General features: G+C 56.8%; 13 protein-coding genes. 3 read left to right on the top strand and 10 right to left on the bottom strand.

The window, feature by feature from the left end; genetic code table 11:
* The 7 genes from H6B10_RS06030 to H6B10_RS06000 all read right to left on the bottom strand — a co-directional run.
* The coding region (locus tag H6B10_RS06030; protein WP_204650677.1) for a sugar transferase at positions 1-248 on the bottom strand (248 nt) is incomplete at its 3' end.
* A gap of 4 nt (positions 249-252) precedes the next feature.
* A complete protein-coding gene (locus tag H6B10_RS06025) occupies positions 253-2,196 on the bottom strand; it encodes a polysaccharide biosynthesis protein (RefSeq protein WP_243427280.1) in 1,944 nt (647 codons plus the stop codon).
* Between the two features lie 208 nt (positions 2,197-2,404).
* The gene (gene glmS, locus H6B10_RS06020; RefSeq protein ID WP_204650673.1) at positions 2,405-4,246 is read right to left on the bottom strand and encodes a glutamine--fructose-6-phosphate transaminase (isomerizing); all 1,842 of its coding nucleotides are present in this window, start codon (positions 4,244-4,246) and stop codon (positions 2,405-2,407) included.
* Positions 4,247-4,574: 328 nt separating this feature from the next.
* Positions 4,575-5,516: a class B sortase gene (gene srtB / locus H6B10_RS06015; protein ID WP_204650671.1), complete on the bottom strand. Its 942-nt coding sequence runs from the start codon at positions 5,514-5,516 to the stop codon at positions 4,575-4,577.
* A 135-nt stretch (positions 5,517-5,651) separates the two neighbouring features.
* Entirely contained in the window at positions 5,652-8,075 is a 2,424-nt protein-coding gene (pheT, locus tag H6B10_RS06010) for a phenylalanine--tRNA ligase subunit beta (RefSeq protein ID WP_204650669.1), read from the bottom strand.
* A gap of 16 nt (positions 8,076-8,091) precedes the next feature.
* Positions 8,092-9,114, bottom strand: a complete 1,023-nt coding sequence (gene pheS / locus H6B10_RS06005; RefSeq protein ID WP_204650667.1) for a phenylalanine--tRNA ligase subunit alpha — start codon at positions 9,112-9,114, stop codon at positions 8,092-8,094.
* A gap of 405 nt (positions 9,115-9,519) precedes the next feature.
* On the bottom strand, positions 9,520-10,236 hold the full coding sequence (locus tag H6B10_RS06000) for a Bax inhibitor-1/YccA family protein (protein ID WP_204650665.1): 717 nt from the start codon (positions 10,234-10,236) through the stop codon (positions 9,520-9,522).
* Between the two features lie 112 nt (positions 10,237-10,348).
* Here H6B10_RS06000 and hemW point away from each other — a divergent pair, with 112 nt between their 5' ends.
* A complete protein-coding gene (gene hemW, locus H6B10_RS05995; RefSeq protein ID WP_204650663.1) occupies positions 10,349-11,419 on the top strand; it encodes a radical SAM family heme chaperone HemW in 1,071 nt (356 codons plus the stop codon).
* Between the two features lie 46 nt (positions 11,420-11,465).
* On the opposite strand, the gene H6B10_RS05990 is transcribed toward hemW, so the two are convergent.
* From H6B10_RS05990 to H6B10_RS05980, 3 genes are read right to left on the bottom strand one after another with little or no spacing between them, the layout of a single operon-like run.
* Positions 11,466-12,038, bottom strand: a complete 573-nt coding sequence (locus H6B10_RS05990; protein ID WP_204650662.1) for an ATP-binding cassette domain-containing protein — start codon at positions 12,036-12,038, stop codon at positions 11,466-11,468.
* The gene (locus H6B10_RS05985) at positions 12,035-12,847 is read right to left on the bottom strand and encodes an ABC transporter permease (protein ID WP_243427279.1); all 813 of its coding nucleotides are present in this window, start codon (positions 12,845-12,847) and stop codon (positions 12,035-12,037) included. The genes H6B10_RS05990 and H6B10_RS05985 overlap by 4 nt, the downstream gene beginning before the upstream one ends.
* Positions 12,786-13,829 carry an ABC transporter substrate-binding protein gene (locus H6B10_RS05980; protein ID WP_204650660.1) on the bottom strand — a complete coding sequence of 348 codons (1,044 nt, stop codon included), beginning with the start codon at positions 13,827-13,829 and terminating at the stop codon, positions 12,786-12,788. The genes H6B10_RS05985 and H6B10_RS05980 overlap by 62 nt, the downstream gene beginning before the upstream one ends.
* A 97-nt stretch (positions 13,830-13,926) precedes the next feature.
* Between H6B10_RS05980 and H6B10_RS05975 the strand changes: the two genes are divergently transcribed.
* Entirely contained in the window at positions 13,927-14,616 is a 690-nt protein-coding gene (locus H6B10_RS05975; RefSeq protein WP_204650658.1) for a Crp/Fnr family transcriptional regulator, read from the top strand.
* A gap of 126 nt (positions 14,617-14,742) precedes the next feature.
* A partial coding sequence (locus H6B10_RS05970; RefSeq protein ID WP_204650656.1) for a hypothetical protein occupies positions 14,743-15,193 on the top strand: 451 nt, incomplete at its 3' end.

Raw genomic sequence — 15,193 nt, 5'->3', positions numbered from 1 at the left:
ATATAGCTGTCGGCGTTTTTCAGCAAGTGGGTGGGCACATCGTGGGGCGTATCCCCGCGCATGGTGCGGAACTTGAGGATATTAAAGTGCTTTTTCCCCCGCCCTACACGGCGCTGTTTGAAGAAAACCGGACCGGGAGAATCGCTCTTGATCCAGATGGCAATGATCCCCATGGGGATGGCCAGCACAATGACAGCCACCAGAGAAAGGACAAAGTCCAGCAGACGTTTGATATAGCGTTGATACATGTGCTCATTCTCCCTTCTCTGCCGCCGGCTGGGATTCCTGTCGTTCAAGGATCTGCTTGGCTACTTCCTCTTTGGAAAAAAGCCCGGTATTGCCGGTAACTGCCACCACCGTATGGTCGGCACGAACCCGACGGTTGGGATGATAACTGGGTACCATGTGCTGCAGGCATTCCACCACCGCATCATCGTTATGGTGGGCTGCCACCTGCAGTGCCTGCAGGCCATTATAGAAATCGGCCAGGTCGATTTTCATGGGCGGCGCAATAAAAATTTTGTTGTGCGCCGTCTTGCGCATCTTGTCCTGCTCGGTATCCATGAGCAGTTCCTCATAGAGTTTCTCGCCGGGACGCAGGCCGGTAATCTTGACCTGCATATTGACGCCGGGTTCGTAACCATAGAACCGGATCAGACGGTTGGCAAGGTCCATGATTTTGACCGGTTCACCCATATCCAGTACATAGATGCTGCCGCCTTTGGCCAGACCACCGGCCTGCAGCACCAGCTGCGCAGCTTCGGTGATGGTCATGAAATAACGCACGATCTCCGGGTGAGTGATGGTGACCGGACCTCCCCGCTTGATCTGTTCTTCAAACAGAGGAATAACACTGCCATGGCTGCCCAGTACGTTGCCGAAGCGAACCGCCATACATTTCATATCGGTGCCGCTGTCAAAGGATTGAATCAGCATCTCACACAAACGCTTGGTGCAGCCCATAACGTTGGTGGGGTTCACAGCCTTATCGGTAGAAAGCTGCACAAACCGCTCTACCCCGTGTTCGGCTGCCGCCGTGAGGAGGTTCTTGGTGCCGAACACGTTGTTTTTGACTGCTTCCGCAGGGCTGATCTCCATCAGCGGCACATGCTTATGGGCAGCCGCATGGAATACCACCGACGGATGATAGGTTTCAAACACTTCATTCAGCCGTTCCATATCCCGAATGGAACCCACCAGGGTAATCACCGGGGCATCGGCGCCGTATTTGTTGCGCAGTTCGGTTTCCAGCTCATAGGCGCAGTTCTCGTAGATATCAAAAATCAGCAGCCGGCGCGGCTGGTACCGCATGATCTGCCGGCAGAGTTCGCTTCCGATGGAACCGCCGCCGCCCGTTACCAGCACGACCTTGTCATGGAGGTATTCGGAAATCTGCGCGTTATTCAGCTGAATTTCGTCCCGGGAGAGGAAGTCCGCCGTATTCAGTTCGCGGAAGCCTGCGGCCACGGGATTTCCGTTATCATCCACTGCCTGGGGGTCGGACAACATCCGTACACGGCAGTGCGTGGAGTTGCACAGATTGATGATCTCGCTCAGCCGGTCACCTTTCAGGGTGGTGATGGCAATGACGATCTCCATAATGTGGTATTTGCGGACCAGCTCCGGAATGTCCGAGATGGTACCGCGCACCGGTACGCCCTGCACCCGAAGGCCCTTTTTGGTCAGGTCATCGTCCACAATGCAGATGGGGTTGCCGAAACTCTGGTTCTTGTTTTTACACAGGTTGACCGCCCACGCACCGGCGTTGCCGGCGCCCACGATCAACAGCGGGGTCTGGTTTTCCGGCTTATTGGCACGGGTATCCCGCACCGTTTTGATCAGTCGCCATAGGAAGCGTACCCCGGCAATGGCTGCGGTGTTGAATACGGCACCGAAAATCAGCACCGAACCGCTGATGGGGCGGCTGCGGTAGAACAGATCAAACAGCATGATCAGACCGGTAGCCAGACCCGAAAGACAGGTCAGACGGGCCAGGTCCCGCATACCGGCATACTCCCACATAATCTCGTACAATCCGCCAAACCAGAATACGATCATATAGATGGGCAATACATAATACAGCATGGGCGCCATGGCGCGCAGAATCTCCGCACGCTGGTAGGCTTCACCGCTGTCAAAGCGCAGCATAACCGCCAGCCAATAGCAAAATACAATCAGCCCGCAGTCGAGCAGCATCAAAAGGAGGCGCCGGGGCAATCCTTTGATAATTTGTTTTGAATCCTGTTGCATGAATCTATGATCCTCTTAAAAGATTTTCAAAGTTCCTGTATATAAATGTATTATAACACAGGTCTGCCCCGTTTGTCTTGCGACAAACGAGGCAAACGGGGCATATACTGCCCAAAAATCGGCAGTAAATTTTGGTAAATCAGTCAGCCATATTTTATTCGACTGTCACGCTCTTGGCCAGATTGCGCGGTTTATCCACATCCAGACCTTTGGCACAGCTTACATAGTAGGCCAGCAGCTGCAGCGGAATGACCGCCAGGCTGGTGGCAAAGTGCGGATCGGTTTTGGGCACATACACGGTAAACCCGGCCGTATCCTCAATGCTGTAATTGCCGTAGGTGGTCAAGCCCATCAGGAAAGCACCGCGGCTCTTGACTTCCACCATATTGGAAACGCTCTTTTCAAACAGGTCCGGCTGGGTCAGGATACCCACCACCAGGGTGCCGTTTTCTACCAGAGAAATGGGGCCGTGCTTCATCTCCCCCGCCGCAAACGCTTCGGAGTGGATGTAGCTGATTTCCTTGAATTTCAGGCTGCCTTCCAGTGCCACGGCATAGTCCAGACCGCGGCCGATGAAAAAGGCGTCTTTGGCGTTGGCATACTTGCTGGCAAACCACTGGATGCGCTCTTTGTCCGCCAGAATCTTTTCAATCTTATCGGGCAGGGCTTCCATTTCGGCAATCAGGTTTTCATACTGACCCTCCGCCAGCGTACCGCGTACCCGGGCAAATTCCGTAGCCAACAGGTAGCAGGCTGCCAGCTGGGTGCTGTAAGCCTTGGTGGTGGCCACCGAAATTTCCGGGCCGGCCCAGGTGTACATGGTGGCATCGGCTTCCCGGGCAATGCTGGAACCTACCACGTTGACAATGCCGATGGTCCGCACTCCACGCTCCTTGCACAGGCGCAGCGCGGCCAAGGTATCGGCGGTTTCGCCGCTCTGGCTGATGACCAATGCCAGAGAATCCTGTTCCAGCACCGGGTCACGGTAACGGAACTCGCTGGCCACATCCACCTCTACCGGCAGGCGGGCCAGGCTTTCAAAGACATAACGGGCGGCCATCCCCACATGGTAGGCCGAGCCGCAGCCGATGATGTACACCCGGCGCACATTGCGGATTGCCTCCTCGTCCAGTGCCAGTTCCGAAAGATCAATCTTACCGTCTTTCAGGCGCGGCGAGATGGTATCCCGCACGGCAGCAGGCTGTTCATGAATCTCCTTCATCATGAAATGCTCATAGCCGCCCTTTTCAGCTGCTTCGGCATCCCATTCGATGGTGGTGGTCTCGTGCTCCACGGGTTCTTTGTCCACGTTGAAGAAGGAGATGGAGTCGGGCGTCAGGCGCGCGATTTCCAGATTGTCAATGTAGTAGACCGTACGGGTGTACTTCAAAAGTGCCGGGACGTCGGAAGCGATGATGGAACCGTTTTCGCAGCGGCCCACGATCAGGGGGCTGTCCTTGCGGACGGCGTACAGCGTCCCCGGCTGGTCCGCAAACAAAATCCCCAGCGCATAAGAGCCGCGCACATGCAGCATCATGCGGGCAATGGCGTCCAGCGCATCACCGGCAGACTCCCCGGTATAGTAGAAGTCCAGCAGCTGGGCCACTACCTCGGTATCGGTCTGGGACACAAAATTGTAGCCGCGGTTGACCAGACGTTCCTTGATTTCCAGATAATTTTCGATGATGCCATTATGCACCACCGCGATTTTTTGATTGCGGGAATAATGCGGGTGCGCGTTGACCACCGACGGTTCCCCGTGGGTAGCCCAACGCGTATGGCCGATGCCGCAGCTGCCGGGAACGGCATTGCCGCCATCGGTCATTTCATGCAATACTTTCAGGCGTCCTTTGGCCTTGACAACTTCGATTTTGCCGGCGGCATTCTGCACCGCCAAACCGGCCGAATCATAGCCGCGATACTCCAACTTGGCCAGTCCGTCCAGTAAGATCGGCGCGGCCTGCGCCGCACCCGTAAACCCTACGATTCCACACATTGGCATACCCTCCCTGTTGGACGTTTTTTCTCTATCACTTTAGGTTTCTTGCTCTGAATTTGCGATAACTATTTACCAGTATATTCGATTTGAGGACAAATGTCCACCCGTATCTATAAAAAAGCGGGCGGCCGTCAAGGGCAACAGCCGCCCGCCGCGCGCATTCTCCCTTTCCGGTTTCTTACACCATAAAGAACCTTATGAGTCCTCGCGCGTTATTCAGCATACCACACTTTGCAAGCAACGGCAAGTCTGAAACCCTCTCGGAGATCGTTTTCCGTGTGTTTACAAAAGTTTCTTAGGTATATACTGAAAATATTTTGTTTTTTTAATCTTCCACCCGACGGGCCACCACTACATACCGGCCGTTGTCGCTGGAATATTCGCAGGTGGAGAGCGTCAGCAGCTGTTCCCCGTAACTGGGGCGGATACCACTGTCCACATCGCTGCGTTTGATCACTTCATCCACATAGGCATTGTAGGTGGATTCATCCATGTCGATGTACTGATTATAGACAAAGCTGGTATCCTCCACCACGTCGATGGAGAATGCCGCAAACACTTCATACTGCCCATCCCCGTAAACGGTATCGAAGTCGATGTAGGGATGTTCAGAATAATAGGATGCATCCTTATACCCGGTCAGGCAGCCAAAGATGGTGCCGGTCTTCATGTTGTGACCGTAAATCACAAGGTTTTCGCTCTGATCGTTGGCCCCCAAGGTGGTTTTTTCATCCAGATAAGGCACACCGTACACGCTGTATTCCTTATAGAAATTATGGCGCAGATAGAAATCCTTGTTGTCGGGGGCATACATCACCGGGAAATCCAGACTGGTATCCTCGATGGAGATCCAGCCTATAAAGTCACTGTTCTTTTCCCGCAAAGCGGCAAACTTGGCACTGTTGGATTCACCCGACGTGGTAGCCTGCGCATTGGGATCGATCATGGATTGCAGATCGGCAAACTCATTTTCTGCCTGGCGGTCATCAAAATACCGTTTGACCAGAATGCCGCCGCTTACCAGAAAGACAATCAGGCAAACCGCCATTGCCACTGTATAGGCAATGTTCCCCTTGCTGTGCTTTTTCTCTTTCGGCTTCTTATCCGGTTCTGTTTTCTGCTCGGTTTCTTGCTCCCGGGCAGGTTCTTCTTCCGGTACCTCTTCGGTCACTTTTTCCTCAGCTGCCGGTTCGGAAGGCTCCGGTTTTACGTTGGTCTGTATTTTTTGTGTGTAATAAGGCGCATCATTGCGACGTATTTTGGCCATGGTTTTTCTTCCCCTTGTCAAATTTATTTCTACTATACGCCATTCCCCTGCAAATTTCAAGTGGTACACAGGTCCAATCCTGACAACACAAAAGCGCGGTGCGTTTGTATCACGCACCACGCTTTGGATTACGGATTATTCGCGGATTTCGATGCCCAGTTTAAACTTCAGGTTACCCAGGATCTTTTTGATGAAGCGGTCCACTTCATCCGGTGCAAAGGGTTTGTCACCCGGCTGGAAGTAGAGGCTGAAGGCCATGCTCTTTTTGCCTTCGCCCAGCTTTTCGCCACGGTAGATGTCGAACAGCTCCACCTTGGTCAACTGTTTGCAGGCGCGCTGCATCTCTGCTATCAGAGTGCCGCACTCGGCTTCCTCCGGGGCCACCAGCGCCAGGTCACGCTGCACAGGCGCCAGTTCGGGGATGGGAGTGTAGCGCAGTGCCTTGGGCACCAGGGCGTGGAAGGCAGGCCAGTCAATTTCGCCCAGGTAGATGTTCTGGTTGCTGCGGCTGTCCTTGGGCAGTTTCAGTTCGGCGGTCACATCGTTGGCCAGCTTACCGAACACACCCACCCGCTGGCCTTCACACAGGATGTAGGCAGCGATGCCGGGATGCAGCCAAGGCACATCGGTAGCGCGTTCTACCGTCAGCTGGGTGCCGAAAGCAGTACCCAAAGCTTCCACCGCGCCTTTGACCGCGAAGAAATCTTCGTCATTGCCCCAAGCGGCGAAGCCCAGGTGCAGCCGTTCCTCCGGCAGTTCGGTAATCGGCAGCTGTTTGGGAATATAGATGTTGGACAATTCGAACAGGCGGCCTTCGGCATTGCCCTTCTTCAGGTTATCCACCACCACATTCAGCAGGGACGGCGCCAGCAGCGACCGCATGATGGTCAGGTTGGAAGAAATGGGGTTGAGGATGCGGATCACGTTACGTTCCGGCGCATCGGGAGCGATGTGCAGCATATCCAGGTCCGCATCGGCGTAGAAAGCCAGGGTCTCGGCCTCATAGAAGCCCTGCGCACACATGGCACGCTTGGCCTTGGCGCGGGCCTTCTGGTCGGCAGTCAGGCCGCCGGTGGTAACCTGCGCTGCTTTCAGGAAAGTGGGCTTGATATGGTCGTAGCCGTATTCGCGGATGATTTCCTCGGCCAGGTCAGGCTCACCGATTTCGATATCTTCACGCCAACGGGGCGCAACCACCTGCATGGTATCGCCGTCTGCTTCCAGCGTCACCTCAAACTGCAGGCGGCGCAGGATGTCCAGCACGGCCTCGGTGGGCACCGTAATGCCCAGGATGGCATTGATGCCGCTGATGGTGGCGGTGAACTTTTTGCCCTCACGCGGGGCACCGGCGGAGCAGTCGAAATGGCTGGCAGTGACTTCGCCGCAGCCCAGCTCCTGAATCAGGTGCAGAGCACGGGCCATGCCCAACTCGGTGGTGTACTCCGAGATGCCTTTCTCGTAATGGCTGGAGGCATCGGTATTCTGGCCCAGGCCGCGGGCGGTCTTGCGGATGTTATCACGGGCGAACTTGGCGGACTCGAACAGCAGCTGGGTGGTGCTGTCTTTGATCTCGCTGTTCAGGCCGCCCATAACACCAGCCAGTGCCACCGGCTTGCTGCCGTCGCAGATGACCAGATTGTTGGGGGTCAGCTTGAATTCCTTGCCGTCCAGGGTGGTGATCTCTTCCCCGTCCTTGGCGCGGCGGACAATGATCTGGCAGCTTTCCAGAGTGTCCATATCAAAAGCGTGCATGGGCTGGCCGATTTCCAGCATCACATAGTTGGTGATATCCACCACGTTGGAGATGCTGCGCAGGCCGCACAGAGCCAGCTGACGTTTCATCCAACGGGGAGAGGGTCCGGGGGTAATGTTATGCACATAGTGACCGATATACCGGGGGCAAAGGTCCGGCGCTTCCACCGTGATGGACAGGCGCGGGTCCACCGTGTCGGACACAGTGTAATCGGTGGCAGGCATTTTCAGGGGCTTGTCCAGAACCGCGGCCACTTCCCGGGCGATGCCCAAGACGCTCTGGCAGTCGGGACGGTTGGAGGTTACGGCGATGTCGAAGATATAATCGTCGAGCCCCACCACCTGCTGAATGGGGGTACCAGGCACGGTATCCTTGGGCAGGTCCAGCAGACCATACACTTCAGAACCGGGGTACAGGTCATCGTTCAGCCCCAGTTCTTCGCCGCTGCAGAGCATGCCGTTGGACTCCACACCCATCAGGGGCTTGGCCTTGATCTTGATACCGCCGGGCAGCGTGGAACCGTCCAGGGCGGCAGCGGTATGCATGCCCGCGTAAACGTTGGATGCACCGGTGGAGATCTGGATATCGTGGCCGTAGTCGCCGCAATCCACCTTGCAGATGTGCAGGTGGGTGCCTTCCTGCGGAACACACTCGGTCACAACGCCCACAACTACCTTATCGATCTCGGCGGAAAGGTCAATCAGTTCCTCCACTTCAAAACCGCAGTCAAAGAGCTTGGTTTCCAGCTCCTGGGCGGTAACATCGATCTCTACATATTGTTTCAACCAGCTGAATGGTACTTTCATTCCAGACTTCCCCCTCTCAATCCTCGAACTGCTTCAGGAACCGCAGATCGTTTTCAAACATCAGGCCGATGTTGTTGATGCCGTACTTGAGCATAGCGATACGTTCGATGCCGATGCCGAAGGCAAAGCCGGAGTAAACCTTGGGGTCAATGCCGCAGTTTTCCAGCACGCTGTGGTGCACCACGCCGGCACCCAGAACTTCGATCCAGCCGGTATGCTTGCACAGCGGGCAGCCCTTGCCGCCGCAGGCAAAGCAGGAAACGTCCACTTCCACGCTGGGTTCGGTGAACGGGAAGTAGGAAGGACGCAGCCGGGTCTTTACCTCGGGGCCAAACAGTGCCTGGACGAACTTATCCAGCATGCCCTGCAGGTCGCACAGCGTGATGCCCTTGTCCACAACCAGGCCTTCCATCTGATGGAACATGGGGCTGTGGGTGGCGTCGGAGTCGGAACGGAACACGCGGCCCGGCACCAGCACCTTGATGGGCGGCTTTTCCATATCCATGACGCGGATCTGGCCGCCGCTGGTCTGGGTGCGCAGTACGATATCCTCGGCCACATAGAAGGTATCCTGCATATCGCGCGCGGGATGATTCTTGGGCACGTTCAGCCGGGTGAAGTTGTGGTCGTCGTCCTCGATCTCGGGGCCTTCGTAAATTTCAAAGCCCATGCCCGCAAAAGCATCCACGATCTCGTTTTTGACCAGGGTAATCGGATGCAGGTTGCCGGTGGTACGGACCTTGGCCGGCATGGTGATGTCCACCGTTTCCGCTGCATTGCGGGCAGCCAGAGCTGCCTGCTCCACCTGGGCGGAAAGAGCCTGATACTGTGCCTCGACCCAGGTCTTGAATTCGTTGATGGTTTTACCCATGGCAGGGCGATCCTCTTTGGGAACGTCCCGCAGGGATTTGGTCAGCCCGGCCACAGCGCCGTTCTTGCTCAAAAACTTCTGCCAGAACTCCGACAGTTCCGCCTCGCTGGTGACGGCTGCACCCGCCTGTTCGATGGCGGCGCGCAATTCTTTGATTTTTTCTTCCATAGTACACCTCCGCTTGTTCCGGGGCGGGGCATATAAAAAAGGCCTCGTCCCTGCACATCATCAGGGACGAAGCCTTGGTCATTCAAAACTCCGCGGTACCACCCGTGTTCCGCATACCAGTATGCGGCGCTCTTTGTCTGCCGGTAACGGTGCAGGGGCCGTTGCGCGCTACTGAGCTGTTTGTACAGCGGTTCCCGCGCACCACTCGGGAGCGAACTTCCCCGCGGGTGTTTTGCAGGCGGCTTACAGCCGGTGACCGCCCTCTCTGGCCCAAAAGGCCCGCGCGTACTTTCTCCGTCATTGTGTTTTATCAATACGAATATCAGTATACCCAGCCCGCCGTAATTTGTCAAGGCCGGGGTGACACAAAAAAGGAGGGGCCGAAGCCCCCCCTTTAGCGGCAGATCAGTCGTTGCGGCGGCCGACCATACGCAGGATATACAGGAAGATGTTGATAAAGTCCAGATAGAGATTCAGCGCACCGATGATGGACGCCTTGTGCAGCATAGCCGCATCCCCGCCAAAGTAAGCGTAGTGATGCTTGAGCATCTGTGTATCGTAAGCCGTCAGGCCCATGAAAATCAGCAGGCCTACTGCGCACAGGACCAGATCCAGCACACCGAAGCTCATGCCAAACAGGCTGAAGAAGCTGCCCACCAAAGAGCAAACCAGCATTGCGATCAGACCGCCCAGCAGTTTGGGACCCCAGCCGGTCAGGTCTTTCTGGGTAGCGGCACCGTACACAGCCATCACGCCGAAGTAAACCGCACCCACCAGGAAAGCCAGCACCAGGCTGCCCAGGTCGTACACCAGGAAAATGGTGGACAGGTTCATGCCGTTGAGCACCGCATACAGGAAGAAAAGACCGGTAGCGGTAGAAGGCTGGATCTTGGTGATCCGGCCGGACAACACAAACACCAGCACCAGTTCACCGATAATGGCGGCATAGATCAGGCCGGTAGTGACCAGCGGAACGATGAGGCCGCTGACAACCGTGGCAATGCCGGTGGCGAAAGTTACCAACAGGCCGGCAAACATCCAGCCGAAGGTTTTGGTCATATACTGATTCAGGGTGCCAAACGGGCTCTCTGCGTAAGAAATGTCATTGTAATTTTGGTACATGGTTGATTCCCCTTTCTTAATACGGTATTATAGCCATAAAAGATGTGAAAACCATCACAAATTTATGAAGTACCTGTTAACAGTATCCTATAGAAGGAGAAAAAAGTCAAGAATGGATTCTTTTGGTATTTATCTCCACATCCCCTACTGCAAATCCAAGTGCCGGTACTGTGATTTCTATTCCGCGCCGGGGACCCGTGCGGTGCCGCAGGCCTACGTAAGCGCCCTGCTGCGGGAACTGAAAAAGAACGCCCGCCGCCCCGATACCCTCTATTTTGGCGGCGGTACTCCGGCGCTGCTCTCCCCTGCGCAGGTGTCGTCCCTGGTGCAGGCGGCCGCCCCGCTGCCAGGGGCCGAAATCACCCTGGAAGCAAACCCTGATACTGTCACCCGGGAAAGCCTGCTGGGATTCCGGGAAGCCGGCGTCACCCGGATTAGTTTTGGTGTGCAAAGCGCCGACGATGCCCAGCTGCGCCGTCTGGGCCGCACTCATACGGCCGCCGGTGCAGCGGAAGCGCTGCGTATGGCCCGGGAAGCCGGATTTCCGGAAATTTGCGGGGATATCATGCTGGCACTGCCCCACTATACCAACGCCGAGTTTGATGCCACCCTGGACCTGCTGCAGCAAGGGGGCTGTACCCACATTTCGGCCTATCTGCTGAAGATCGAGCCGGGCACGGCTTTTGCCAAATTTCCGCCAGAAGGGCTGCCCGATGCGGACGATGCAGCCGACTTCTACCTTTACGCTGTCCGTCGGCTGGCCGAAGCCGGCTACCGCCAGTATGAGATCAGCAACTTTGCCCACCCCGGCCACGAAGGTCGGCACAATCTGCTGTACTGGAATTGCCGGGATTACTGGGGTGTCGGTCCCGCTGCCCACAGCTGTCTGGACGGGGTGCGGCGTTTTTGGCCGGACGATGTTCACAGTTTTATCGCTGGTTCCGCTGTGGAGGAAAAAGAAGGCGTCTGCGATGTCGAAGATTTCCTTCTGATGCAGCTGCGGTTGAACCGTGGGCTGGATCTGGAAGAATACGCTCGATGGGGTGGCCATTTTACCAAACCGCAGCTTGACTTTCTGCGTCACTGCGTTGCTGCCGGCTATGCCCTGTTTGATGAAAAGCGATTGCAGCTGACCCCCGCCGGGATGGTGGTACAAAACGCGATTCTGGAGGCACTGCTATAAAACAACAAAGCGTGGACTGCCGGTAAAGGCGGTCCACGCTTTGTGTTTATGATTCCAAAAATTTCCGTACCGGCCAGCCCAGCAGCCGGGCAGCGGTTTCGTCATGGGTGACCAGAACCGCCGGGCGGTTGCCCGTCAGCCGAACGGTAGCCGCAGCAGCCTGGGCAACCAGTTCGGCATCCATGCCGGTAAACGGTTCATCCATGAACAGGGTGTCGGCATCCTGGCACAACAGCGCCCGCAGCAATGCGGCACGGCGTTTCTGCCCGCCGGACAGTTTGCCTGCCGGCAGTGCCAAATCGCTTTCTGCAAAGCCCAGCGCTCGCAGTTCCGTTTCGGCCTGGCGCAAGGTCAGGCCGTGGCCTGCCAGCACCAGATTGTTCCCCGCCGTCAGCTGCGGACAAAGGCGGTCTTCCTGAAAAACCGCCGCTATATGTCCCACGCCGCTGACCGTTCCGATATCCGGTGTTTCCAGCCCCATCAGGATACGCAGCAGCGTGGTCTTGCCACAGCCGGAGGGCCCCATAAGTACCACAGGGCCGTTCACTTCCCAGGAAAAATGGTCCAGTACGGTCTTGCCGTCAAAGCGTTTGCAGAGATCCCGGATAATGATACTCATGACCGCACCTCCCCACAAAGCCGTACTTTGGCGGCGCGCAGCAACCGGGCCGCCACGGCCGACAAAAGCGCCGACAGTACCACGATCACCAGCGTCCAGGCGAACACATCGGGGGTGGACAGGGTGATTTTGGCACGGTAGAGAGCATCCCCCACCGAATGATCCGGCAGGCCGATGACCTCGGCGGAGACACCGCTTTTCCAGCACATTCCCATAGCGGCGATACAGCTTTCGCAAAAAGACGGAAAGATTCCCGGCAGCCAGATATAACGCAGACGGGCGATCCAGGGCAACCGGTAAACACGCGCCATTTCCAGCAGCTGGGGGTCGGTATCGGCAATACCGGCCAGTACCCCCGCATACACAACCGGCAGCACATGGGTAAAGCTGACCACCACCGAAAGATTCTCACCGCTGACCCACAGCAGGGCCAGGATCACGAAACTGGCCACCGGCATAGCCCGGATCAGCTGCATGATGGGGTCTACAAAGACCCGAACACTTCGCCAGCGGGAGCCGGCAGCGCCCAACAGCAGCCCACCGGCCACTGCCAGCATAAAACCGGCCAGGATGCGCAAAGCGCTGAAGGCGATACGGTGCCAGAAAGCCGCCGTAGGCAGCAGCTGTCCCAGTGCTGTCAGCGTCTGCACCGGAGTAGCCAGGAACAGACCGCCGTGCCCCAGGGTCATGGCGGCAATCTGCCATACCACCACCCACACGGCAATGGCGATCAACCGCCCGCGGCGATCAGAGACCATAGTAGAAATCGTCGCCGGGCAGCGCACCGCCCACGCTGGCGGGGTCGGCATCGTAAAGCACCTGGAAGTAGTTTACCAGGTCGGTCTTCATCTGCTCACCAGTTTCAAACACAATGTTGCACTCCGGCAGGGCCTTCTGGGCCAGAGCGGCTTTGGCAACAATACCGTAGCTCTCGCACAGAGCTGCCGTGCCTTCCAGATCCGTGTTGGCAGCTTCCACACTGGCAGCATATCCGTCCAGGAAAGTGGTAAAGGCATCAGGATCGGCTTCCACAGCGTCCTTGCGAACCACCAGCACACCGGTCACCAGCTGGGAACCGGCCACTTTCTCCCATTCATCGTTCATATCCAGCGCCACACGCAGGCCCTCCACCTGGGACAACGCACTGGTCACAAAGGGCTGAGGCAGCATGGCGATCGTGGCCTGCCCTGCCTGCACCTGGCTGAGGGCTTCGGTGGCTTCGCTGCAGTATTCGATGGTCACATCCGCATCGGGATCGATGCCGTTCTGGCTCAATACATAGCGCAGCACATACTCCGGCGTGGTGCCCTTGCCGGTGGTCACGATGGTCTGGCCCTTCAGGTCCGCCACAGACTGGACACTGTCGCCGTTTTCCAGAATATACAGAACGCCCAGCGTGTTCACGCAGGCAACTTCCACCGCACCGTTGGTCTTCTGGTACAGAGTGGCCGCCAGATTGGCCGGAATGGCTGCAGCATCCAGTTCGCCTTTGACCAGCAGCGGCACGATCTCATCCGCCGCACCATACATGGTAAAGGTGTAGTCGGCACCTTCCTCGCTGTTCATCAGGTTCACAAGACCCATGGTGGTGGGGCCTTTCAGACCGGCCACACGCAGGCCTTCGGCCGCAGTTTCCGGGCTGGCCGTTGCTTCCGGGGCAGGCGTGACAGCCGGCGCAGATTCCGCCGTGGCCGCCTGCGAGGACGAAGAAGTGGCACTCGAGCCGCAGCCCGCCAGCGCCACACACAAAGCTGCTGCCGTAACAGCAGACAAAATCCGTTTGAACATCATACTGTGATTCCTCCTTATTGCATTTGCGGCACCACTATACTATAATGTTACAAAATTGTCTGTTGCACAGGCAACAACCGTTGCAGAGAGGGATTCCATGGATTACACACCGTATTACGAGGTTCTGCGCCGCACCAGCCTGTTCCGAAATATGGATGACCAGTCGCTGGACATCCTGATGCAGTGCTTTTCGCCACGGACGCGCCATTATGACCGCGGTGAATTGCTGCTGCTGGCAGGGTACGAGACCCATGAAGTAGGTTTGGTACTGGAAGGCGAGATCATTGCCGCCAAACCCATGCCCGACGGCACCGCCGTGGTGATGACCCGCATGGGGCCCGGCGGCGTTTTTGCCGACGTTCTGGCCGGCAGCCGCAACAAAAGTCCCGTGAATGTAAGCGCCGCTTCTGCCTGCCTGATTCTGTACCTGCCCTGTGAGTTCCTGCTGCGTCCCTGCGGCGCTTTGCACCCTGCTCACCTGCAGCTGCTGCAAAACTGGCTGGAAACCATCAGCGGCAAATACTTTGCCCTGGACCGCCGCCTGGAACTGCTGTGCTGCAAGACCCTGCGCGGCCGCATCTGTTTGTGGCTGCTGGAACAGCGGGAGGAAGCCGGTGCCGACACCTTCTCCACTACCTTGACACGCACCGAACTGGCTTCCTACCTGAACTGTGACCGCAGCGCCCTTTGCCGGGAGTTGGGGCGCATGCAGCGGGAAGGGCTGGTGGAATTGTTCCATCGCAGTTTCAAACTGCCTGCGCCTGACAGGCTGCGCTCCCAGATATAATGCCCTGTGATTGCAGTTTTCCGGTTACGTATGCTATAATACCTTTGTTTGTTGTATGGATGTAACGCCGCCGGTACCGCTTTTTTCCGGCCCCATGGCGGCGAAAGAAAAAGGAGTCAGTCAATTATGCCTTCCCTGTCTCTATGCAAACCGCGGATTTCGCTGCGGCTGCCGCCCCTTCAGCGGGAAAAGAAGTGGCACTATGCCTGGATGTTGTTTTCCTGGGCCTGTCTGATTTTTGTCTGCCTGCGCGGATGGCAGGTGATTCAGGGCCGGATGTACTACCTGCTGGACTCCGACATGAGCAGCGACCTTGTGCTGAGTTATCTTTTGCGAAAAGAGCACGCGCTGCTTTCCACCAACTGGTTCTACTCCACCGAACTGCACGTCTTTCACAATCATTGGGTATTTACCCCGCTGTTTTTCCTGTTTGATAACTGGCTGCAGGTACGTACCATCGGCACCGCCATCATCCTGCTGTGCATGCTGGCATCCTGCTGGTATTTCTGCCGCCAGGCCGGCATCGGGACGCTGTTCCCCGCTGTTGCGGCGGTTCTGGTTTCCCCCATGTCCGATG

The organism is Gemmiger formicilis (assembly GCF_016901605.1).
GTDB classification, from domain to species: Bacteria; Bacillota; Clostridia; order Oscillospirales; family Ruminococcaceae; genus Gemmiger; species Gemmiger formicilis_B.
This window is presented reverse-complemented; position numbering and strand designations above follow the sequence as displayed.